This window comes from Alteromonas sp. KUL17 (genome assembly GCF_006538305.1).
Taxonomy (GTDB): domain Bacteria; phylum Pseudomonadota; class Gammaproteobacteria; order Enterobacterales; family Alteromonadaceae; genus Alteromonas; species Alteromonas macleodii.
Genome location: NZ_BJKJ01000008.1, coordinates 135,857 through 158,509, shown reverse-complemented (window position 1 = coordinate 158,509; position 22,653 = coordinate 135,857). Strand labels below are relative to the sequence as shown.

Here is a 22,653-nt window from a genome sequence, read left to right as displayed (position 1 = left end):
CGTCTGAATCAAATACTGTTATACGGCGTGAACTTTACCGTTGACATTAATAATTAGTTAACACTACGGTGAATAAAAGTCAATCAATTAAATGTTCCGTTGGTTTTAATGAAAGTTATTTTTTTGCGCGCAAGTTTTTACTGTTTTAAGGCTAGATTAAAAGCACCGATTCTATCGATTTTTTATGTTTATCTTTCTGTATTTTCTATGTTTTGTTTTGGGTCTTCAAACCTTGTTTTGGCGGGAGGAGCACTAAAAACATGTTCAAGTATGTCAAAACAAAACTGCACATCACCGTCGACGTTTTTGTCTGGGAAAGAGGAAATTTTGTACGAAATAAATCAGCAGTCACTACTTAGATATCAAAATTTGGCGAACAAATACTCACAAAACAATGATTTTTTATATTCAAAATTAGTGAATGTATATTCATCTGGGGGGGAGCGGTTATATTCAAAAAATGCGCTGCTAGACGCCCTAAATGATGCCGGGTTATCAAACAGCGATATTCGTTTCCTTTCTGATACTGACTACTTCATTTTGTTGGACTCCCTAGAAGCGCAGCAAACCGATGAGCTAGGCAACCGATTGCAAGAGCAAGTATCGTTAGCAAATACGAAAGCTAGGGCGTCAGTTGATATCTATACCGCATTTATTGAAGCTGCACATGCGAAACGACAAGCTAAAATTGCAGAAAAGGTGAACGCCGACACATCCGTTCGAACGACTATAGGCATCGTAACGGCATCGTCTCGAGACCCATTTGAAGCGGTAGACTTTTACGAAGGCGTTTTTCAACAATTCGACGTAGATGTAATTTGGATCCCATTAACTCCCGCTTTTCAACAGGCCGTTTACGTTGAAAGCTTTAAAGGCCAAGGCTGTAATAAATTAGCGTTTTTTAGAGCTCAGCATTCGCTGTTTGACAAAGAGAGGTTATACCCTGAGCGTACGAGCAAACAGCGCTCATGGTGTGAAGACAACCAGTTGGCCATAAATACATTATCTAGTCTCGATGGCTTATTTTTCAACGGCGGAGACCAAAGTAAAACCCTTGCTGCGCTAAGTACTCCAACAGGAAAACCCAGCGACTTTCTTATTGAGCTGCGTGATCTCTGGCGAGACGATCAGCTAGTAGTAGGGGGGACCAGTGCAGGAACAGCAGTACAGGCTGGTGGATACAACAATCATCGACCTGTTCCCATGTTAACAAGTGGAAATTCGATGGGCGTCTTATCCGGTGGTGTGTATGGCGTTGATCCCACATCACAACGCTGTGAGAACAGCGCTCAATGTGAAAATCAACTAACAGATGGCGCAATGACTATCAACCCTGCCGGCGGTTTAGGGCTTTTCAATTTTGGCTTACTTGATACTCACTTTTCAGAACGTGATCGCGAAGTCCGTCTGATCGCTGCTACAGCATCAAGCGGCCAATCGTTTGGCTTCGGTGTCGATGAAACTACGGCGTTGATGGTCGACGCAAAAGCGCCCTTTGAAAACGTGTCTTTCACTGTATTGGGCGAAGGCGGGGTGTTTATTGTAGATATGAGCAAAGGTAAAGAAGATATCACTCATTCTCGTAATGGCTCCAAACGCATAATTGCAGGTGAGGCGAGTTACTTACCAGCTAAGACTTCCGGACAAATAACATCGGGTGAGCTGAAACTCACAATTGAATCATCGGAAAAGCCTGCTTCTTTCAAACGCAACGAGCAGGGAAAGTGGCGACAGAAATCGGGTGACCTTTGTCGTTCTAAAGGCATGATTCGCTGGCAAAATGGTGGGAATATACACGTGTTGCAGCCTTCAGAAGCCTCGCGCTTTCACAAACTGCGTTATTGTGCTTATAGCAAGGTTCCGTTTGTAATTTACGATTAGGTTGTGTTTAAGTATCGCGCCCATAATAGGCTTCTACGCGCAGGGCTACGCCGTATGAGGTTTTAAAATCCTCTTCACGTAGCCATAAAACGAAAGGCTCTACCTCAAAGAATAGCCAATCGCGCAGCATGTTGTTACGCCACCTAAACCCGCCATAGACTTCTTCTACGCGAAAGTTGGGTTGGCTAAGCCCTTCCACCATAAAGTGAGGAATAACGGCGTTATGTTGATCTACCGAAAACAAATGGTGGACCTCGTGACGCCATAGCCAGTCGTTGGTATCGTCGCGGTAGTAGTAGCGATTATTTTGTCGAACCAGGTGCTTTTTATTGATTTCGTATTGAAAAGCGACGCCCACCTCCGCACCCAAACGGTCACGGGTGTAATAGTAAAGTTCGGCGTCGTATAGCATTGCCCATTGTTTAGAAAAGGCAAAAGCATCTCTGTATCGGCTCATCGCATATAGTTGGTCGCGGCGACCAGCGCCAATTCTAAATGAGTAGTGAGAGTCTTGCTCAGGACGAAAGCGAAGCGCAATGGTCGTTCGATCGCGGTTGTTATTGCCGGTATCCCTCGCGGCTCGTATTGTGTTGTTCTGTGTCTCGTCTTCGTTATCACTCAATAGTAAATCAACGCGTTCTTTTAAAGCCGGTAGGCGAACTCTTACCCTGAAGCGCAAATCCGTATCCGAGAGCATGCCACTTCTTGGCTCCCATGCAAGTTGAACACGGCCTTCGGCTCTGGCTTCCTTCTGTCCTAAAGCACCTATTTCATCTGAACTTTCAAACAAACCATCAAGCTGTTTTACGGTGAAGTCCATGGTGTCGGTGAAGCTACGCTGCCAAATATCAAACCATTGCTCATTAGGTATTGAAGGAGGCAAGGAGTGTGTACTTTCTTTTGTCGAGTTAGCGCGGTTAGAAAGCGTATTTTCTGGCCGAGCAATATTCCGATAGGCTATACCTACACTGGTCGCATTTACGGGGGAGTTCAACGTGTCAGCAGCTGAGTCAGGTGCAACAGGTAAAGCGAGCAATAAATGGCAATAGACCACGGTAAGGCATAGCATTGCTCACTAACTCCTTGTAAAAATTAGCATAGTTGAATATTTCGACCATTCGCATTGGGGATATACAGAGCATGGATTGTCCCAACCAAAACGTCAATCTTTATTCATTGAAGTAAATATTCAGGTGAAAGCATCAGCAGGCAATGGCATACTGTGCCAATCGATGTAAGGGAGATTATTTTTATGGGTGGTATTAGTGTTTGGCAGTTGCTGATCATACTGGTTATTGTGGTGCTTTTATTTGGTACGAAGCGTCTTAAAGGTATAGGTACTGATTTAGGCGGCGCAATCAAAGGCTTCAAAAAAGCTGTCACCGAAGAAGACAAAGACGCAGACTTTGAACAAAAGAAGCAAGTTGAAGAAAAGTCAGAAGCAGAGCCTGTTTCAACTAAGACGCAGAGCGACGTTAAAGAAAAATCCTAATGTTCGATATCGGCTTTTGGGAGCTATTGGTTATCGGTGTACTGGCGCTGCTTATTTTAGGGCCAGAAAGATTACCGGGTGCCATGCGCTCAACTATAAATACAATTCGTAGCGTGCGTAATGTAGCAACGGGCTTTAAGCAAGAAGTTGAGCATCAGTTGCGCGTGCACGAATTGCATGAAAATTTGAAAAAAGCAGAGCAGCAAGGGCTTAAAGATCTTTCACCTGAACTTGAACAAAGCGTCGATGAGCTAAAAAAAGCTGCAGAGTCGGTTCAAGAACCTTATAAAAAGCAATAGATGTCTGACGCTAATAACCTTATTTCTCATTTAATTGAATTGCGTAGCCGTATTCTCAAAGCCCTTTTGAGCGTACTTATCGTCTTCATTTGTCTTGCGGCGTTTGCGCAAGACCTTTATAAGCTATTGGCGATGCCATTGCTTGAGGCCTTACCTGAAAATGCGAGCATGATTGCAACCGACGTTGCATCACCTTTCTTTGCTCCGTTTAAACTTACACTGGTGTTATCGTTTTTTATTGCTATTCCCTACGTGCTCTATCAAGTATGGGGGTTTGTGGCTCCGGGTTTGTACAGAAATGAAAAGCGCCTGGTAGCGCCTTTACTACTTTCCAGTACGCTGCTGTTTTACGCAGGAATGGCGTTTGCCTACTTTGTGGTATTTCCAATAGCGTTCGCGTTTTTTACAAGCGTAGCACCTGAAGGTGTAACGGTAAGTACAGATATATCCAGTTATTTGAACTTCGTCTTGAAACTGTTCTTTGCGTTTGGGGTCTCATTCGAGATACCGATAGCCATTATTCTAATGTGCTGGACTGGGGTAACGGATGCTAAGTCTTTACGAGCCAAGCGCCCGTACGTGGTTGTTGGTGCATTCGTGGTTGGCATGTTGCTAACACCGCCAGATGTTATCTCTCAAACACTATTAGCTATTCCAATGTGGTTGCTGTTTGAAGTAGGGGTTGTTGTTGGAGGATTTTACGCGGGTAAAACACCAAAAGACGATACATCTACTGAAACAACAGACAACACATAGATGTTAAAAAAAGAAAGGAATAAAAATGAAAACCCGACTGCTATCTCTTGCCACTATTCTGTGCGCGTTTGGGGCGTTTAATGTACAAGCTGAGACAGTTGCTGATGCATTGGAGAAATGTCGCAACACGGATAATAGTTTAAAGCGACTTATGTGCTATGACAGCGTCGCGAAATCACTCAACAAGTACGAAGGTTCAGACGCTCAGATTGAGCAACTACAGGCCTACAAGAGCAACAATGGTAATCAGATGAAGCCTCGCCCAGCGCCTGTCGCTCAGGGACAAGTTCAAGCCTCAGAACCTAAGAATGACTTTGGACTTGAACATAAGCGAGATTTGTCTGACGAAGCTTCTGAGATTGCGGTCACTATCGCTTCGATCAAGAAGAATGTGCGTGATAAGCATGTTATAACTTTCAGTGATGGTTCTGTATGGCAGCAAACTGATGGAACCTATATGAAGCTTAAGGAAGGTCAGTCGGTAGCCGTAGAAAGGGGCTTATTGGGTGCATTTTTCCTAAGTGTAGAAGGGCTCAACAAGCGCATGAAAGTGAAACGCGTAAAATAAATGCCTTGGTTTGATGCTGGCGTCAACTTGCTTGATAAGCGATTTGACGCCGATGAAGTTATACAACGAGCAAAAGATGCAGGGGTAGAAAAACTCTGCATTATCACCACGCACCCCAGTGAATGGGACGCTGCAGTAGCGCTATATAATAAGTATCCAACCCAATGCTGTTACACTATCGGTGTCCATCCTCACAATGCAAAAGATGTCACGCCAAGTGATTACAAGCGGTTACGCGAACTTGCACAACAGAATGGGTGTGTTGCAATTGGTGAATGTGGTCTGGATTTTAATCGCAATTTCTCACCACAGCCCGTTCAATTGGCAGTGTTCGAAGCCCAGTTAGACATTGCGGCTGCATTAGACTTACCCGTGTATCTACATGAAAGGGATGCGTTTGACGAACAAGTCGCGTTATTAACCGAGTATATGCCTCGTATAAAAGGTGGTATTGCCCACTGTTTTACTGGGAATGCAGAGCAGGTTCAGCACTACCTTGCGCTGGGGCTTTATATTGGTATTACTGGCTGGGTATGTGATGAGAAGCGAGGCGAAGCACTACGCGAAGCCGTGAAGTCTATACCTTTAAACCGTCTTATTCTTGAAACTGATGCGCCTTATCTGTTTCCCAAAACCCTTCGACCGAGAAAACGTAATAACGAACCTGCTTTTCTACCCCATATCGCTAAACAATTAGGCGAATATCTGCAAGTTGAGACTGATAAATTACGTATTAGCAGTTATGCTAATAGCTGTGAGTTGTTTTCTCTCAGCTAAACATAGGTTTATATGCAGACAAATCTGAAAGCGATGCGCAAGTATGATGCGGGTCTTATTCTTATCACCCTAGTGGCCGTCGTTGCATTTGTGTCTGTGTTGTTTAGTTTGTCTCCTAACACCAGTGCAACACCACGATTCTCGCAGCTTACTTATCTCAATGTAGATAATGGCAATGCGCTCGATTTTACTACCATTACTCAAACGCCGCTTACCGACTGGACACCAATATCTTCACCCATTAACTTGGGTATGAACACAAACGTACATTGGTTTTCAATGGTCATTGCGCCAACACAAAGCAATGAAAGTCGATTTCTATTGCACATCGACTATCCCCTTTTAGATAGTTTAGACGTTGCGATTTACAGCCAAATAGGCAGCACGCCTATTGCTACTTATTCAGGTGGCGATGGCCTGCACTTTGATAACCGGCCCGTTTCTCATGTGAAGCCACTATTCCCCCTACCAGTAAGCGCTCAGTCGCAGCGGGTGATTATTCGAGTACAAACCTCTGGCAGCGTCCGCCTTCCTATTCGTATATGGGATGAAACAGAGTTTATTGCCTATACATCAAGCCGTAATCTGGCATTGGGGATATTTTTTGGCATCTTGGTAGCAATGGGCGTGAGTAACGCATTTTTAACGGTAACGACAAGTAACGTGTCGTTCCTCTATTACTCTGGCTATGTAATGAGTTTGGCGCTTATATTGGCGACGTTACACGGCTACGGCTTCTCCTATATGTGGCCGGGAAGCACATGGTTTCAAGGTAAAGCAATTCTTGTGTTTGCTAACGCGACTATTATGTTTGCGGCGATGTTTACGCGAAGCCTACTACCTATTAGAGCCCACAGCGTAAAGCTAGATAAAATCACACAGGCAATCAGTTGGGTGTGCGGCTTAAGTATAATCCTCGGCCTTATCTTGCCTTACTCGTTCATGATAAAGGCGTTCCTGTTACTGCTTAGCCTCATCGTTATTTTTACTCTTGGGTTAGGTATTTGGCTAACGCTCAAAGGAGTGGTCGTAGCACGTTATTTTACCATCGCTTGGGGTTTTCTATTAATTAGTGGACTAAGTGCGAGCCTTGATAACGTTAATATTATTCAATTGCCTATTTCGTCAAATAACCTGCTGATCATTGGTGGCGCGGTTGAAACGCTCATCTTGGCACTTATCTTAGCGATTAATTATAGCCACAGTCGCGATGATCTCATTGAGGCGCAGCAGTTCGCGCTAGAGCAGGAAAAACAGGCAAATACGGCCAAAGAGAATTTACTTGAAGTACAAAAGCGTTATCAAGATGACCTGGAGTATAAAGTACAAGAACGCACGTTAGAGCTAGAAATTACGTTACGCGAGTTGTCTGAAGTTAACCAAGAATTGGAAAGGTTAAATGCAATAGATCCGCTCACGGGAGCGCACAACCGTCGACATTTCGATAAGCGTCTTCGTTCTGAAGGGCGACGCAGTAGACGTGAGCAGACACCATTATCTCTCATCATTGTTGACGTGGATCATTTTAAGCAAATTAATGATAAACACGGACATGATGGTGGTGACGCGTGCTTAATTCACGTCACCAATGTCTTTCAGAAGCACATCCATCGCCCTACAGATGACTTGTGTCGCATAGGTGGTGAAGAGTTTGCCATTATATTGCCTAATACCGATCTTGAAGGCGCTTTTCACGTTGCCGAAAATATGCGAGATAGCCTTGAGTCGACCCCACTTGATTACGAAGGGGAAACCATTAAGCTAACTGCAAGCGCGGGCGTTTCTACCACCATTATTGTTGATGAAGAGCACGCGCAAAATCTTTTCAAGTTCGCCGACGAATGCCTTTACGAAGCCAAGGCTGCGGGCCGCAATACAGTAATACATAAACATTTACAGGAAAAACTATGACATCTTCACCTTTCCCTCAAAGAAGAATGCGCAGACTACGCGCCAAAGATGCTTTAAGAGGGCTTGTGGCAGAGCACCGTTTAACCACTGACGATCTCATTTACCCTGTTTTTGTACTACCCGGTGAGAACGCACGAGAAGCCGTACCTTCTATGCCTGGTGTGGAAAGACTTTCTATCGATTTGCTAGTGCAAGAAACGGCGAAATGGGTAGAGCTGGGCATTAGAACGATTGCGCTTTTCCCTGTGACACCTATGTCTCTTAAAACCGAGTGTGCAAGCGAAGCGTTCAATCCTGAAGGGCTTGCTCAGCAAGCTATGAGAGCGCTTAAAAAGGCGTTTCCTGAAGTAATGCTGATGTCTGATATCGCATTAGATCCATTTACGTCTCATGGTCAAGATGGCCTCTTAGACGAAACTGGTTATGTGATGAACGACGAAACAGTCGAGGTGCTCATTAAGCAAGCGTTATCGCATGCTGAAGCTGGCGCTGATATTGTTGCGCCTTCTGACATGATGGATGGGCGCATTGGCAGTATCCGAAAAGCACTTGAAGAAGCAGGTCACATCAATACGTGTATTATGGCTTATTCTGCTAAATACGCGTCTGCGTACTACGGTCCATTTCGTGATGCCGTCGGCTCCGCTGCAAATATAAAGGGCGGCAACAAGAAAACCTATCAAATGGATCCTGCCAACACCGATGAAGCACTCCACGAAATTGCGCTTGATATAGAAGAGGGCGCTGACATGGTAATGGTGAAGCCAGGTATGCCGTATTTAGATGTTGTGCGTCGTTGTAAAGACGAATTTAAAGTACCGACATTCGCCTATCAAGTAAGTGGCGAGTACGCTATGCATCAAGCTGCTTTTGCTAATGGTTGGCTAAATGAAGAGGCGGTGATCCTAGAATCATTATTAGCGTTTAAGCGCGCTGGCGCCGACGGGATTCTGACTTATTTCGCTCCGCAAGCTGCTGCGCTTTTAGCGAAGCAAAACGACAAGTAATACCAACAACCAAAGGTTCGACAACAAAAAAGCCGTGCAATGCACGGCTTTTTTTTCATGTTTTTCCGTTTATCGGTATACATATTTAACGCATTCTATCTGTTTGTAAGTGGTTACTTACAAACGAGTTCGCACCCAGCTTTATGCTGAAGCCAGCATTCATTTGCTAACTCTGCGTTGATCAAAGGATGCGATTTCAACCAGCCTTCAGGAAAAGTAAGTGTCCACTTACTTTCTTCGCATTGCAAAGTTACCTCTGGTATATGTTTATTCTGACGACGCAGACATAACACCACTGCTATACGTAAAATTCGCAGTAAGCCTTTTAGCATTGGACGGTAGTCTTCGTGGTACTTTTCAAATACGTCTGGCTTTATGTTTGACCTATGCTGAGCAACTAAATCGCGGATGGCTGCCCGCTGAAGGCGCGTGAAGCCGGGCAAATCAATGTGACTTAATATGTATTCACCATGCTCATGATGGCGCTTATATTCAATATGAAGACCTATTTCATGAAGTTGTGCGGCTGCACCTAAAATGGTTTCGGTATCTAAATGACAAATGTTCTGTTGTGCGCAAAGTTGATGGCATAAAGTAAGCGCTACGTGACTAACCGAGTTCGCGTGACTGGCATCTACATGATAACGATGTTTTGCCTGATTAAGGGTCTGCTGGCGTCTATCATTCTCGGTAACGTTATCTAGCATTCCGTAGATAAGTCCTTCTCGAAGCGCACCACCAGAAATATTCATGTGCTTAATATTTAGCGCTTCAAATAAGCTGATGAGGATCGCTAAACCAGACGGGAAAATAGCTTTTCTGTTATCTTCCAATCCGTCGATATCAAGGGTTTTAATGCTGCCGCATTCAATACATTGCTTTTCTAAATGATACAAATAGTCTAAGCGGATAGCATCACTAATGCCCTGTGCTAAAAGAATCTCAGTAATGGCTTGCGGCGTGCCAGATGCACCTAAACAATTCTCCCAATCAAAACACAAAAACGCGCTAGACACATCGGCAATAAGCGCGTGTGCGGCTTGTTTGGCATTGTCGAAATTGTTTTCGGTGATAGTGCCGCCGGTGAAATAGCGTTCCATAAACGTTACACAGCCCATATCCAAACTCTTAAGATGGATAGGCTGCATGTCGTTACCGATAATGATTTCTGTGCTGGCGCCGCCAATATCTATGACTAAGCTATTGCCTTGGTTGGCGGATGTGTAGGCTACGCCAAGATAAATTTGTCGCGCTTCTTCTTCACCGCTAATCACTTCAAGTTTGTGATTGAGAATCTCTTCTGCCTTGCGAATGAATACATGCGCATTGGTTGCCAGTCGCAATGTAGCGGTCGCTACAATTTTAATATTAGAAGGGGGGATATCCTGCAGGCGTTCCGAGAATACTTGCAGGCATTGCCAGCCGCGTTCCATGCTTACGTCATCAAGTGCTAGCTCATCATCTAAACCTGCTGCTAGGCGCACTTTCTGTTTAATTTTCCCTATTATTTGCACACTGCCGTTAACAACGTGAACAATCACCATGTGAAAGCTGTTAGAGCCTAAATCTACGGCGGCGTAATACTCGCCGTAGGTTTGTGCGTCGTGCTGGAGTTCTGCCTGCATAAAACCTCGAATCTTATTGAGTACCTTTACGCCTCACTGTTGCGCTCTGTTGTTTCGGTTTTGAGGCTTTCCACGGCCTCTTCCGTTTCCACGACGTGAAGAATTGCGGTTGTTAGGCGTACGTCTTCTACGTGGCTTTGGAGGTGTTACATCATCAAGTAGGGCGCTGCGGTCGTAATCGGTAACCGGTATTGCCTTTTGAATGTATTGCTCAATAGCAGGTAAGTTTAGTGCGTATTTTTCGCACGCGAAACTAATTGCAACACCACTTTGTCCTGCACGGCCAGTACGACCAATACGGTGTACATAGTCTTCGGCGTCGTCAGGTAAGTCGTAGTTAAATACGTGCGTTACCGCGTCGATATGAAGACCGCGCGCTGCAACGTCGGTTGCGACTAAAATATCAAGATTGCCTTTGGTGAAATCTTCTAAGATCCCAAGGCGTTTCTTCTGTGGTACATCGCCGCTAAGCAAGCCCACGCGATGGCCATCTGCGGTAAGCCAGTCGGTAACTTTCTCACAGCTATTTTTAGTGTTGGCAAAAACAATTGCCTTTTCTGGCCATTCTTCTTCAAGCAGCGTAAGAAGAAGCAGCATCTTGTCGTCATCAGACGGATAAAATAGCTCTTGAGAAACGCGAGTTGCAGTTGTTTGTTCTGGCGCTACCTGTACGTGGGTAGGGTTGTTCATGTGCTCGTAAGCAAGCTCTTGCACGCGGTAGCTTAGTGTAGCTGAAAATAGCATGCTCAAACGTTCGCTTGCCGGTGGCATGCGGCGGAATAAAAAGCGGATATCTTTTATAAAGCCTAAATCGAACATGCGGTCGGCTTCATCAAGTACGGCAACCTGAATATTCTTCAGTGTGAACACATTCTGTTTGTAGTAATCCAGTATGCGTCCTGTCGTACCAATTATAATATCTACCCCTTCTTCCAAAGTTTCACGTTGACTTTGGTAACCTTCGCCCCCATAAATCAAACCAAGCGACAATCCAGTATGCTCACTAAGCAGTTTGGCGTCGTTATAAATTTGAACGGCGAGCTCTCTGGTCGGCGCCATGATAATTGCGCGAGGGCCATTTGATTTGCTGTTATCTGCATTTTCTGCTTTGCTTAGCAAATAGTGAAATGTAGCTACCAAAAAGGCAATGGTTTTACCGGTTCCGGTTTGAGCCTGACCTGCAATGTCGTGACCTTCCAATAAAGGAGGCAGTGCAAGTGCTTGAATTGGTGTACAATGTGAAAAATTAGCTGCCGCCAAGGCGTCAACAACCTTGCCGTTAATCGGCAGGTCAGAAAAGTGAGTATCAGTTAAGTGAGTAGGCATAGCTTATAGCTTATCAGTGCTTGCATTAAAAAACAGTTTCTATATAACACTTATGGTCAGGCTGAGACAAATCAGCGACAGACCAATAATGGAGAAAAGAATGAGCGACAAAATTATCCAGTTATCTGACGATAAATTCGAAGCAGACGTTATCAATGCTGAAGGTCCTGTACTGGTTGACTTCTGGGCCGAATGGTGTGGCCCGTGTAAAATGATCGCACCAATCTTAGAAGAAGTTGCGACCGAGTTTGATGGCAAGTTAACAGTTGGCAAGTTGAATGTCGATGAAAATAACGAAACTCCACCTAAATATGGTATTCGTGGTATTCCTACATTACTACTTTTCAAAAACGGTAACGTTGCCGCAACTAAAGTAGGCGCGCTATCTAAAGCTCAATTAACAGAGTTTCTTAACGAAAACCTTTAATTGATTTCAAATTGAAAACCGGTGCTAACGAAGCACCGGTTTTTATTTACGCCACAGGGACTAACGTTTCATTCTAGAAGAGCAAGCCACAAATTATTTAATATTTCGGCGGTAAAACGCTGGACGTTGATTAAATATAGTGCTAACTTTTCTTCAGCGCTCATCCGAGCAGCGTTCTGCTTACGCCCATATCAGGGTGATATCAAATCTAAACTAGAACAGAGTGACTTTAAGTCCTGTAAGCGAAGTTCAAGCACAAAGACCCACCAGTATGAATTTAACTGAATTAAAGAACAAACCAATAAGCGAGTTGGTTAACCTGGCCGAGGAGATGGGCCTGGAAAACATGGCGCGCGCCAGAAAACAAGACATCATTTTCTCAATCCTAAAGACACACGCAAAAAGCGGTGAAGACATCTTTGGTGATGGGGTACTAGAAATTTTACAGGACGGTTTCGGCTTCTTACGCTCAGCTGACTCTTCGTATCTTGCAGGACCAGACGATATTTATGTATCGCCAAGCCAAATTCGACGCTTTAACTTGCGTACCGGTGATACGATTGCCGGGAAAATTCGTCCACCGAAAGACAGTGAACGATACTTCGCCCTGCTAAAAATCCGCGAAGTTAACTTCGACAAGCCTGAAAATTCACGTAATAAAATCCTTTTTGAAAACCTTACACCACTTCACGCAGCAGATCGCTTGCGCATGGAACGTGGTAATGGCTCAACAGAAGACATTACGGCTCGTGTACTAGATTTGGCGTCGCCAATCGGTAAAGGCCAGCGTGGTCTTATCGTAGCGCCACCTAAGGCCGGTAAAACGCTTCTTCTTCAGAATATTGCTCAGTCAATTGCTGCTAACCACCCAGATTGTGAGTTAATGGTATTACTTATTGATGAGCGTCCGGAAGAAGTAACCGAGATGCATCGTCTTGTTCAAGGTGAAGTTGTTGCTTCAACCTTCGATGAGCCAGCAAGTCGTCACGTACAAGTTGCTGAAATGGTTATCGAGAAAGCCAAGCGTCTTGTTGAACACAAAAAAGACGTGGTTATCCTGCTTGACTCGATTACTCGTCTTGCTCGCGCTTACAACACGGTTATCCCATCATCAGGTAAAGTACTTACCGGTGGTGTTGATGCAAATGCTCTTCACAAGCCTAAGCGCTTCTTTGGTGCTGCCCGTAATGTTGAAGAAGGCGGAAGCTTAACGATTATCGCAACAGCGCTTATCGATACCGGCTCTAAAATGGACGAAGTTATCTACGAAGAGTTTAAAGGTACAGGTAACATGGAATTACACCTTAATCGCAAAATCGCGGAAAAACGTGTATTCCCGGCTATCGACTTCAACCGCTCTGGTACCCGACGTGAAGAACTGCTTACAGCGCAAGATGAACTACAGAAAATGTGGATCCTTCGCAAAATCGTTCACGAAATGTCAGAAATTGACGCAATGGACTTCCTTATCAGTAAGTTGTCGATGACCAAGACAAACGATGAGTTCTTTGACGCAATGCGTAGACAAAAGAGTTAATAGAAACTTAGTAATAAGTTGATATTTAAAGAAAAGGCGCCACTCGGTGCCTTTTTTATTCCCTGCATCGATAAAGCACTTTTCTTATACTTCCGTCTAATACCCTCAGTCTTGTGAATGGGGTATTTTCGTTTGCTTATTGATTTTTAACAGCAATCGTTAGTTCAGTGGTGTGTTCTCCCTTGAGATGATTTACTCTGTCTAAAAAACACCAAAGGAAATAATAGTTATGTACCAGAAATTGCTGTCACTCGCATTTGCAGGGTTGGCCTCTGTGTCAGCTGCTAATGCCGCTCAGATCAATGTTGATGAATTAGCGAATAAAGTCGAGCCTGATGTAATTAAATGGCGTCATCACTTTCATGAATTTCCTGAATTATCGAATCGCGAGTTTAAAACCGCTGAATATGTTGCTGACTACCTTGAAAGCCTAGGTTTAGAAGTGCAGACCGGTGTGGCAAAAACGGGAGTGGTAGCTATTTTAGACTCGGGCAAGCCAGGCCCTGTCGTTGCATTACGTGCAGACATGGACGGACTTCCTGTAAAAGAGCAAAACGATTTGTCCTACCGCTCAAAGCAGATGGGCGAATACAACGGAAAAGAAGTGCCGGTTATGCACGCCTGTGGTCACGATACTCACATGGCAATGCTCATGGGCGCGGCAAAAATTCTTACCGAAATTAAGGGCGACCTGAAAGGTAAAGTGAAGTTTATCTTTCAGCCAGCAGAAGAGGGCGCACCCGCTGGAGAAAAAGGCGGTGCGGAAGTTATGGTTGCTGAAGGTGTACTTAAGAACCCTGATGTAGACGCTATTTTTGGCCTGCATATCAATGCTAACACCGATGTGGGTAAAGTGCGTTATAACGCGGGTGGCACCATGGCCGCGGTAGACCCATTTAAAATTGTTATTCACGGTAAGCAAGCCCACGGCGCTTATCCTTGGAAGAGTGTTGATCCAGTGGTTACCGCTGCGCAAATGATCATGTCAATTCAGACTATAGTAAGTCGTGAGTTGAAATTGATTGACGATGCAGCGGTGGTGTCTATTGGCTCTATTCACGGCGGTAACCGTTCAAACATCATTCCAAATGAAGTAGAAATGGTTGGCACAATTCGTACACTCAATGAAGCCGCTCGCGATCACATTTACGAGTCGCTTCCGCGCAAAGTAAAGGCTATTGCTGAAAGTATGGGCGCAGAAGCAGAACTTACGTTACCGCTAGATTACTATTACCCCATTACGTACAACGACCCAGAGCTTACAAAAGCCATGCTGCCTACTATGCAGCGTACCGCAGGCGTCGAAAATACGCTGCTTTCTAAACCGGTCACGGGGGCGGAAGACTTTTCATTTTTCCAAGAACAAATTCCAGGTTTATATGTTTGGGTAGGCGGTAAGCCATTGGACGTGTCTGAAGAAGATAGCCCTGCTCATCACACACCGGAATTTTATGTTGATGATGAAGGCATGAAATTAGGCGTAAAGCTTCTAACGAACTTTACCCTAGATTACATGGCTCAACACTAAATCTATTCGCCGGAGACATGCGTTGAAAATTGGCAGTATTTCATTTTCTTTTTCATGGTCTCTGGCCCTTCAAGCACTGCTTGTATGTGTGTTAGGTGCGGGTCTTAATGCTCTCAACCCACCCTTTGATAGCACAGGGATAGCTACATTTGGCATAGGTGCGGCAGTCTACGCTTCACTTCGGTTTTCTCCTTCTATTTCTATTCCTATTGCACTTGTTGTCAGCCTTCCCTTATGGCTTAACGACGGGAGCATAGTTGGAAAGGAAAGCCTTACTCTACTGCCTATCGTGCTTAGCTTTTTTGGCTATAACAAGTCGCTTAAACAGGTGATAAAAGTAGGCGCAGGCTTTTGGTCTATTGTCTTTCTGCCCATTCTCGTTTTAGAGCATTCTCTTTATGATGGCGATAACGCAAGTATGCTGTTTTCGGGTGTGCTGGTCACCTGGGTAAGCGGTGTATTTGGTCTTGTAACCGGACACTTTTCGTATTTGGCAGTCCACGGGCTTAAGCGACAAACATCAAGTAAGTCCGAGCGGGTTACGCTGCATTTTCTTTTTGGCTACTTCTTTTCCGGTTGCTTCTTCGTTGCTTCCATGGCAGTAATTTATTTGTCGGTAAGTCTGTTTCAACAACAGCAAGAAAGACAAATTCACAGTTACATGTCGCAGCGGGTGAATGTGCTGGAGTTCCAACTTTCGAATTTTATTCAGCAGCACCAAAGTGCCATTATTAGTGCAGCGCAAGTGTTATCTAGCGAGGTATCAAACAGCGATTTCGATAATGCAGCGGTGACAAATTTACGGGTGTTGGCATCGCACAATCCAGAATTTTTGACCTTCCTCATTGCAGATGACAATGGCGATCTTACCCACGCTTACCCGCCTAGCCTGTTGGATAAGGCGAGACAAAGCGGCTTGTCAAATGTGGCTTACAGGCCGTATTTCTTTGAAGTCATGCAGACAGGTAAACCATTCCTTTCAAATGTATTTCAAGGCCGAGGTTTTGGTAACGATCCAATTGTAGCCTTGTCAGCTCCTATTACAGATGCAGATGGCACTCCAAAAGGTATTGTAGAGGGCTCTTTATCGTTAAAGAGCTTTTCTGCTATTGATAACTTAAGCTTAGGTGGTTTTTTGATGCTCATTGAGGATCAAAAAGGCGAAGTTATCTATGCATCTAAAGGCCTGAAGATGAAGCCACTCACTAAAGCACCTTTTTATATTTGTGAACCTGATTGTGCTGTTGAGGTGGAGAACGGGCCTCAGGGGAAAACATGGTTGAGGTTAGCGAAAGATATGCCTTTTGCTAGCTGGAAAGTCAGCTATTACTTCGACAAACGACTGTTAATGGCATCAATGAGTAATTATTTGCTAAAAGACTTACTGCTGCTATTGGCATTATCTGCATTTGGAACATTCACTGGATACGTAGTCGCAAAAATGGTCGGCGCGCCTATTCGTCGCCTTGTTCGCTATATTGCCGAATTCGACCCTACACAAAAAGAAGTTGTTAAAGCACCACAAAGGGCACTGCACATTCAAGAGCTCTCGTCGCTAAGCGATGAGTTCGTGAGTTTAGAAGCCCGATTGCTCGATGCATTTGAAGAGCTAAAGGTTGCAAGAGAAGTAGAGCAAAGCCTGAATGTCGAGCTAGGGGAATTGAATCAGTCTTTGGAAAAGCGCATAGAAGAGAAAACCGAGCACCTTGCGTTAGCGCTTAAAGAAGCGGAAGCCGCTAATGTGGCGAAAACGCAGTTTCTCGCTAACATGAGTCACGAGATTAGAACGCCAATGAATGGCATTATTGGCTCATGTGAATTGATGCTCGAGAACGAGTTGCCGGAAAATGTTTCGGCTAGAGCCAAAACAATTTCACGCTCTGCTAGCAATTTACTTATCATCCTGGACAGTATCTTAGATTGGTCGAAGATTGAATCGGGTAAAATGCTTACCGATATTCAAAGCTGTGCCATTCGCGAGTTACTTGAAGCTTCTTGTGACCTCTACCGTCACGCTGCGCAAGTAAAAGGGTACGATATTGCTTTGTATATTAATCAGGGCGTACCTAACGCACTGAACATTGATGCAGGGAAGGTGAGTCAAATCATCAATAACTTACTTAGTAACGCGATTAAGTTCACCAGCGATGGTGTCGTAACGGTTAACGTCAGCTATGCCCTCCAAGGACTTAAAATTTCGGTTACCGATACGGGAATAGGCATTGCTCCCAACAAACTACAGTTTATTTTTGATAAGTTTGAGCAAGCCGATCCGTCCACCACTCGAAATTTTGGTGGCACAGGATTAGGTTTGGCCATTTCTAAAGGTTTGGTTGAGCTTCTTGGTGGAGAGCTTTATGTTGAAAGTGAACTGGGTAAAGGAACAAGCTTCACCTTCCACATTCCTGCCACAGTAAGTGAAGAAAAAGAGCATGCAGAAAATGAGGTGATTCCGTCATTACCTGATGGATTACGGGTTTTATTGGCTGAAGACAACGACATTAATGCTGAAATCGTCATGGACATGCTCAAATCGTCCAACATCAAATGTATTAGAACGAAAAACGGGCAAGATGCTGTTAACGCCGAGAAGAGGCACGATTTCGACGTAATTTTAATGGATTGCCAAATGCCGATCATGGATGGTCATACTGCATCGAAACTTATTCGAAGTGAAGGCAGGAATAAGGACACGGTCAGGATCATCGCCTTAACCGCCAATGCGTTTATCGAAGACAAAAATGCCTGCTTAGAAGCAGGCATGAATGCGCATTTAAGTAAGCCTATTCGAAAGCAGGTTCTATTTGACTGTATTGCCCGTGAACTTGCTAGCGTTTGAGGCTACATCAGTGTTATCGCTCGGCGCTTCGCTAACGAATCGCAGTACAATATACCCTAAGCACGCCGAGACAAGAGAGCCGGTTAAAATGCCCACACGCTCGTCAAAAATTTGATTGATACCTGTCTGTGCAAAGGCCAGTCCCCCAATGAATAAGCTCATTGTAAAGCCAACGCCGCAAAGTAGCGCACAGCCATAGATATGCTTGAAGTTAATATCCTCTGGTAACTTAGCCAGCTTTAACTTCACCATTAAGTAGCAAAAACCGAATACGCCAATTTGTTTACCCACAACCAAGCCAAGAAAGATCCCAAAGGTAACAGGGTGGAAGATACCCTCCGGACTGATGTTACCAAAACTTATGCCGGCGTTAGCGAAGGCGAATAAAGGTAGGATTGCGAAACTCACCGAGCCATTCAAACCGTGCTCTAGTCGCGTTACAGGAGAATAAGACTCGTCTTTCTCATCCCGCATAGGAATAAAGCCAGCAAGTACGACACCTGCCAGTGTGGCGTGAACGCCTGACTTCAACATGGCTACCCACAGAATGATTCCCACAAAAACATAAGGCGGAATATCTACCACATTGCGTTTATTCATTTGCCACAACAGCAATAAACAACCTGCAGCAATATACAGCGCACCCGCGGTAATGTGCTCGGTGTAAAACAGGGCAATAATCACGATAGCACCGATATCGTCAATAATAGCTAGGGTGACTAAGAAAACTTTAAGGCTCGTAGGTACTCGACTACCTAGTAGCGCCAAAATACCTAACGCAAACGCGATGTCAGTAGCGGCGGGAATTGCCCACCCTGCAATGGCTACGGGGTTGTCCCAGTTGATGCCTACATATATCAAGGCGGGTAGTGCCATACCACCTACAGCACCCGCTGCGGGTAAAATAATATCTTTGGGATTGGCCAATTCACCTTCGCAGATTTCCCGCTTCAGTTCCAGACCCACGTGAAAAAAGAACACCGCCATTAACCCGTCGTTAATCCACAGCAATAATGGTTTATCGATAGCCCACGTACCGGCTGATATTTGTACCGGCATACTGATTAAATGATCGTAAAGCATATCTAGGGGAGAATTAGCAATAATGAGCGCAAGAATCGTTGCACCCATTAACAATATGCCGGGAGCGGCTTCGCGATTTAAGAAGTCAGAGACCACGTCTTGTACTTCTTCTATCACCTCATCAAGTACGTCGGGTTCGTGCTTATCTGTCATCAATAACCTCTAACGCCCGTTCATGGTCAACGTCGCAAAGTGTGGAAATAAAAGCGTTCGTTAATCCGTGTAGTCAGGCAACTTTTCTACATAAATTAATTATAGTTAATACGACTGACAGCGAAGAGATAGATCACCCTTGTAAGAGAGTAGCCTCAAAAACCCTCAAGCGAGTGGCGCCATAATTGACGCCATTTACGGTGGGATTTTGAACGGTTTTACGCTACAATCGCGGCCTTTCCAAGGTTGTCCACTTTACCTACCCCGAGGATCTCTAGATGGCAAAAGTCGCGATTGTAATGGGTTCAACTTCAGACTGGCCTACTATGCAGCAGGCCGCAAAAATGCTGAAGTCGTTTGGTGTTGAATTTGAAGCGAAGGTGGTGTCGGCGCACCGTACACCCAACTTGCTAGTAGAGTTTGCAGAAAGCGCTGCAGATGAAGGTTTTAGCGCAATCATTGCTGGCGCAGGCGGCGCAGCTCACTTACCGGGTATGATTGCTGCACACACGCATTTACCTGTGTTTGGCTGCCCGGTTAAATCAAAGGCGCTCAACGGATTAGACTCACTGCTTTCTATCGTTCAAATGCCGAAAGGTGTTGCGGTAGGTACACTGGCAATAGGTGAGGCTGGTGCAGCAAATGCGGGTCTTCTCGCGGCACAAGTTGTTGCGCTGCAAGACGAAAGCGTACGCAATGCCGTTATCGCTTTTAGAAAATCGCAAACTGATACGGTACTTGCTTCAAGCAATACGTTGGAGCTAGATGAATGAGAGTAGTCGTTTACGGCGCAGGCCAACTTGCTCAAATGATGTACCTGGCGGGAAGCCCGTTAGGTATTGACGTTCAAGCTGTGGACGTAAACAACGATACCGTTGTACATCCAGTTAGCAAAACCCCTCTTGAAATCTCACTTGCTCAAGCACTAGAAGGTGCAGATGCTCTTACCGTAGAATTTGAGCATGTACCTGAAAGGCTTCTTGAAGACGCGGCGAAAACAAACAAGTTGATGCCGAATATCGACAGCATTCTTGTTGGCGCCGATCGCGTACGTGAGAAAAAGCTGCTTGAAAGCATGCAGGTGGCAAATTGTGAGCACCAAATAGTTACCGACCTTGCCCAGTTAGACGATTGCGTAAAGCAGTTGGGTAGCAAACTCATTCTTAAGGCTAGCCGCGATGGCTATGACGGATATGGTCAATGGCGTTTAAGTGATGAGGCTGACTTACCTGAACTAAAAAATGCCCTTCAGGGATTAGATTTGCAGACCGTGCCTTTAGTGGTTGAAAAAATGGTGGCTTTCGACAGAGAGTTGTCATTAATCGGTGTGCGCAATGCGAATGGCGACGTACGCACCTATCCACTTGCTGAAAATTTGCATCACCAAGGTCAACTTCACGTGTCGGTTGCGCCAGCGACTAATGTTGATGATGCACTTCAGGCCCAGGCTCACGACATTTTTGTGAAACTTGCTGAGGGTATGAACTACGTCGGTGTGCTGGCTGTGGAACTATTCCAAGTAGGCGACAAGCTACTTGTCAACGAACTTGCTCCTCGTGTACATAACTCTGGGCACTGGAGCCAGTCGGGCGCTGTAACCAGTCAGTTTGAAAATCACTTACGTGCAGTCTGTGGATTGCCTCTTGGTGACACGTCAGCCATTGGCCCAAGCGCTATGGTCAACATTATTGGTTGCAGCAGCTTCTCGCGCGATTTGCTAAGCATCGATGGCAGTCATCTTCACTGGTACGGAAAATCTGTTCGTGAAAAGCGCAAGATGGGACACATCAATGTCACCACGAATAGTTATGAAAGCTTGGGTGAAAAGCTCATGGCATTGAGCAAATATTTACCACTTGAGTACTTCCCAAAATTAGTTGGTGAAGCAACGCGATTAAAAGGTTGACACCCACGCGTTTATCGCTAGAATACGCATCCGCTGTCTAGGCAGCGGTTTTTAAAGTGTGCCGACTTAGCTCAGTTGGTAGAGCAACTGACTTGTAATCAGTAGGTCGCCAGTTCGATTCCGGCAGTCGGCACCATTTTTCTTTTTTCCTATGCCAATCTTACGTACACTTGCTTACGAGTATTCATTCGGAGCGACTGTATGTCATTTTTTTCCAAATCACTTAAACCGTTAGTTATCGTAACTGGCTTATTTTCTCTAAGCATGTCTGCGACTATTTACGCGCATGGCAATGACCATGATAACCATCACATGCCAAAAGAGCAGCACAAGCACGCCAGTAAGCAATCAGAAGTAATGGTAATGAATGGTTATGCCAGAGCGACCTTTGCTTTGGCAAAAACCGGCGCAGTGTACTTTACTTTGCATAATCATGGTGACAGCGATAAAACACTGACGTCTGTTTCAGTATCAAGCGATGTAGCAAGTGAAGCGCAAATCCACACAACGGTGATGGAGGAAGACGTGATGAAAATGCGTGAGCTAACTGACGGCGTTATAATAAAAGCGGGCGAAATGGCCTCTTTTGAATCAGGCGGCCGTCATATCATGTTGATGGGGCTGACCAAAGGATTAGAAGAGGGCAGCGAAGTAGCACTAACCCTCACATTTAGCGATGGGAGTGAACTACCGGTTTTGCTACCTGTTAAAAAAGAAGCGGGCGAAAGCCACCATCAGCACCATTAATAGAGTGGCTGAGGCAGAATGTATAAAGTCATCGATTAATGCGATGAATGCAATCAACTAAACCGTTAATCTAAATCAAAATTTCTGTAGTACTATTAACTTATATTATTTAAACCAAGATTTTTCAGCGCCGATGAATGGACTGAAGGTAAATCTAAAAAGGGTTTTAACGTTAAGGAGTGTGACATGAGCAAGATTGATATTGGTATTTCTGAGAGCGATCGTAACGCAGTAGCAGAAGGCCTTAAGAAGTTATTGGCCGACTCTTACACTTTGTACCTTCAAACGCATAATTTTCATTGGAACGTAGAAGGTCCGCAGTTCCGTGAATTGCACCTAATGTTTGAAGAGCATTACACAGAGCTTGCCGAAGCTGTAGACGAAATTGCAGAGCGTATTCGTACTCTAGGTGTTGCTGCACCGGGCACATATAAGTCGTTCGCTGAGCTTAGTTCAATTGAAGAAGTGGAAGGTGTACCTGAAGCGACGGAAATGGTGAGATTGTTAACTCACGGTCATGAGCAAGTTGTGAAAACCTGCCGTGAATCGTTAAAGCTAGCGCAAGACGCAGACGATGAGTCATCTGCAGCGTTAATTGGCGATCGTATGCGCGTTCATGAAAAAACTGCGTGGATGCTTCGTGCAACATTACCGAAGTAAATCGCTATATAAGTGCGGTGACAGTGATTTAACATAGGCTTAATCGGCCAGTCACCTTTATCGCATAAGCAAGTAAAATTATCACAAAGGGTACAGCAGCGCTGTGCCCTTTTTTGTATACTGCCTTCCAC

The 22,653-nt window shown here is 44.8% G+C and carries 20 protein-coding genes and 1 tRNA gene; 17 read left to right on the top strand and 4 right to left on the bottom strand.

Going from position 1 to position 22,653, the window contains the following annotated elements:
* Positions 1-270: 270 nt before the first annotated feature.
* Positions 271-1,881, top strand: coding sequence for a cyanophycinase (locus KUL49_RS09690; RefSeq protein ID WP_242633791.1), 1,611 nt, complete (start codon positions 271-273; stop codon positions 1,879-1,881).
* A gap of 7 nt (positions 1,882-1,888) precedes the next feature.
* Here KUL49_RS09690 and KUL49_RS09685 read toward each other — a convergent pair whose 3' ends face one another.
* A complete protein-coding gene (locus tag KUL49_RS09685) occupies positions 1,889-2,950 on the bottom strand; it encodes a hypothetical protein (protein WP_131137152.1) in 1,062 nt (353 codons plus the stop codon).
* Between the two features lie 177 nt (positions 2,951-3,127).
* Here KUL49_RS09685 and tatA point away from each other — a divergent pair, with 177 nt between their 5' ends.
* Genes tatA through hemB form a run of 7 tightly spaced genes read left to right on the top strand, consistent with a single transcriptional unit; the run spans position 3,128 to position 8,691 of the window.
* Complete coding sequence (gene tatA, locus KUL49_RS09680; protein WP_207308453.1) at positions 3,128-3,373, top strand: Sec-independent protein translocase subunit TatA; 246 nt, start codon at positions 3,128-3,130, stop codon at positions 3,371-3,373.
* Positions 3,373-3,672 (top strand): Sec-independent protein translocase protein TatB, encoded by a 300-nt coding sequence (tatB, locus tag KUL49_RS09675; RefSeq protein ID WP_014948087.1) that lies wholly within the window; start codon positions 3,373-3,375, stop codon positions 3,670-3,672. Before tatA ends, tatB begins: the two co-directional genes overlap by 1 nt.
* Positions 3,673-4,428 carry a twin-arginine translocase subunit TatC gene (gene tatC, locus KUL49_RS09670; RefSeq protein WP_131137150.1) on the top strand — a complete coding sequence of 252 codons (756 nt, stop codon included), beginning with the start codon at positions 3,673-3,675 and terminating at the stop codon, positions 4,426-4,428.
* 25 nt (positions 4,429-4,453) lie between these two features.
* Positions 4,454-4,996 carry a hypothetical protein gene (locus KUL49_RS09665; RefSeq protein ID WP_014948089.1) on the top strand — a complete coding sequence of 181 codons (543 nt, stop codon included), beginning with the start codon at positions 4,454-4,456 and terminating at the stop codon, positions 4,994-4,996.
* On the top strand, positions 4,997-5,773 hold the full coding sequence (locus tag KUL49_RS09660) for a TatD family hydrolase (RefSeq protein WP_014975519.1): 777 nt from the start codon (positions 4,997-4,999) through the stop codon (positions 5,771-5,773).
* A gap of 12 nt (positions 5,774-5,785) precedes the next feature.
* Positions 5,786-7,684 carry a diguanylate cyclase gene (locus KUL49_RS09655; RefSeq protein ID WP_131137149.1) on the top strand — a complete coding sequence of 633 codons (1,899 nt, stop codon included), beginning with the start codon at positions 5,786-5,788 and terminating at the stop codon, positions 7,682-7,684.
* Positions 7,681-8,691: a porphobilinogen synthase gene (hemB, locus tag KUL49_RS09650; RefSeq protein WP_131137148.1), complete on the top strand. Its 1,011-nt coding sequence runs from the start codon at positions 7,681-7,683 to the stop codon at positions 8,689-8,691. Before KUL49_RS09655 ends, hemB begins: the two co-directional genes overlap by 4 nt.
* Positions 8,692-8,804: 113 nt before the next feature.
* Here hemB and KUL49_RS09645 read toward each other — a convergent pair whose 3' ends face one another.
* Together KUL49_RS09645 and rhlB are read right to left on the bottom strand one after the other, a co-directional pair.
* Positions 8,805-10,316 carry a guanosine-5'-triphosphate,3'-diphosphate pyrophosphatase gene (locus KUL49_RS09645; protein ID WP_131137147.1) on the bottom strand — a complete coding sequence of 504 codons (1,512 nt, stop codon included), beginning with the start codon at positions 10,314-10,316 and terminating at the stop codon, positions 8,805-8,807.
* Positions 10,317-10,349: 33 nt separating this feature from the next.
* Entirely contained in the window at positions 10,350-11,642 is a 1,293-nt protein-coding gene (gene rhlB, locus KUL49_RS09640) for an ATP-dependent RNA helicase RhlB (RefSeq protein WP_014975523.1), read from the bottom strand.
* A 100-nt stretch (positions 11,643-11,742) separates the two neighbouring features.
* Between rhlB and trxA the strand changes: the two genes are divergently transcribed.
* From trxA to KUL49_RS09620, 4 genes are all read left to right on the top strand, one after another.
* A complete protein-coding gene (gene trxA / locus KUL49_RS09635) occupies positions 11,743-12,069 on the top strand; it encodes a thioredoxin TrxA (protein WP_012517074.1) in 327 nt (108 codons plus the stop codon).
* A 271-nt stretch (positions 12,070-12,340) separates the two neighbouring features.
* Positions 12,341-13,606 carry a transcription termination factor Rho gene (rho, locus tag KUL49_RS09630; RefSeq protein ID WP_014948094.1) on the top strand — a complete coding sequence of 422 codons (1,266 nt, stop codon included), beginning with the start codon at positions 12,341-12,343 and terminating at the stop codon, positions 13,604-13,606.
* A 229-nt stretch (positions 13,607-13,835) separates the two neighbouring features.
* Positions 13,836-15,134, top strand: coding sequence for an amidohydrolase (locus tag KUL49_RS09625; protein ID WP_014948095.1), 1,299 nt, complete (start codon positions 13,836-13,838; stop codon positions 15,132-15,134).
* Between the two features lie 22 nt (positions 15,135-15,156).
* Entirely contained in the window at positions 15,157-17,973 is a 2,817-nt protein-coding gene (locus tag KUL49_RS09620) for an ATP-binding protein (RefSeq protein ID WP_131137146.1), read from the top strand.
* Here the strand turns inward: KUL49_RS09620 and nhaA are convergent.
* Positions 17,935-19,209, bottom strand: coding sequence for a Na+/H+ antiporter NhaA (gene nhaA, locus KUL49_RS09615; RefSeq protein ID WP_131137145.1), 1,275 nt, complete (start codon positions 19,207-19,209; stop codon positions 17,935-17,937). The genes KUL49_RS09620 and nhaA overlap by 39 nt on opposite strands.
* Positions 19,210-19,487: 278 nt before the next feature.
* Between nhaA and purE the strand changes: the two genes are divergently transcribed.
* From purE to KUL49_RS09590, 5 genes are all read left to right on the top strand, one after another.
* Positions 19,488-19,982, top strand: coding sequence for a 5-(carboxyamino)imidazole ribonucleotide mutase (gene purE, locus KUL49_RS09610; RefSeq protein ID WP_014948098.1), 495 nt, complete (start codon positions 19,488-19,490; stop codon positions 19,980-19,982).
* Positions 19,979-21,115 carry a 5-(carboxyamino)imidazole ribonucleotide synthase gene (locus KUL49_RS09605; RefSeq protein ID WP_014978177.1) on the top strand — a complete coding sequence of 379 codons (1,137 nt, stop codon included), beginning with the start codon at positions 19,979-19,981 and terminating at the stop codon, positions 21,113-21,115. The genes purE and KUL49_RS09605 overlap by 4 nt, the downstream gene beginning before the upstream one ends.
* A gap of 60 nt (positions 21,116-21,175) precedes the next feature.
* Positions 21,176-21,251, top strand: a tRNA-Thr gene (locus tag KUL49_RS09600).
* Between the two features lie 65 nt (positions 21,252-21,316).
* The gene (locus KUL49_RS09595) at positions 21,317-21,862 is read left to right on the top strand and encodes a copper chaperone PCu(A)C (RefSeq protein ID WP_131137144.1); all 546 of its coding nucleotides are present in this window, start codon (positions 21,317-21,319) and stop codon (positions 21,860-21,862) included.
* A 186-nt stretch (positions 21,863-22,048) separates the two neighbouring features.
* Positions 22,049-22,522: a Dps family protein gene (locus KUL49_RS09590; RefSeq protein WP_014948101.1), complete on the top strand. Its 474-nt coding sequence runs from the start codon at positions 22,049-22,051 to the stop codon at positions 22,520-22,522.
* The last annotated feature ends 131 nt before the right edge of the window (positions 22,523-22,653 follow it).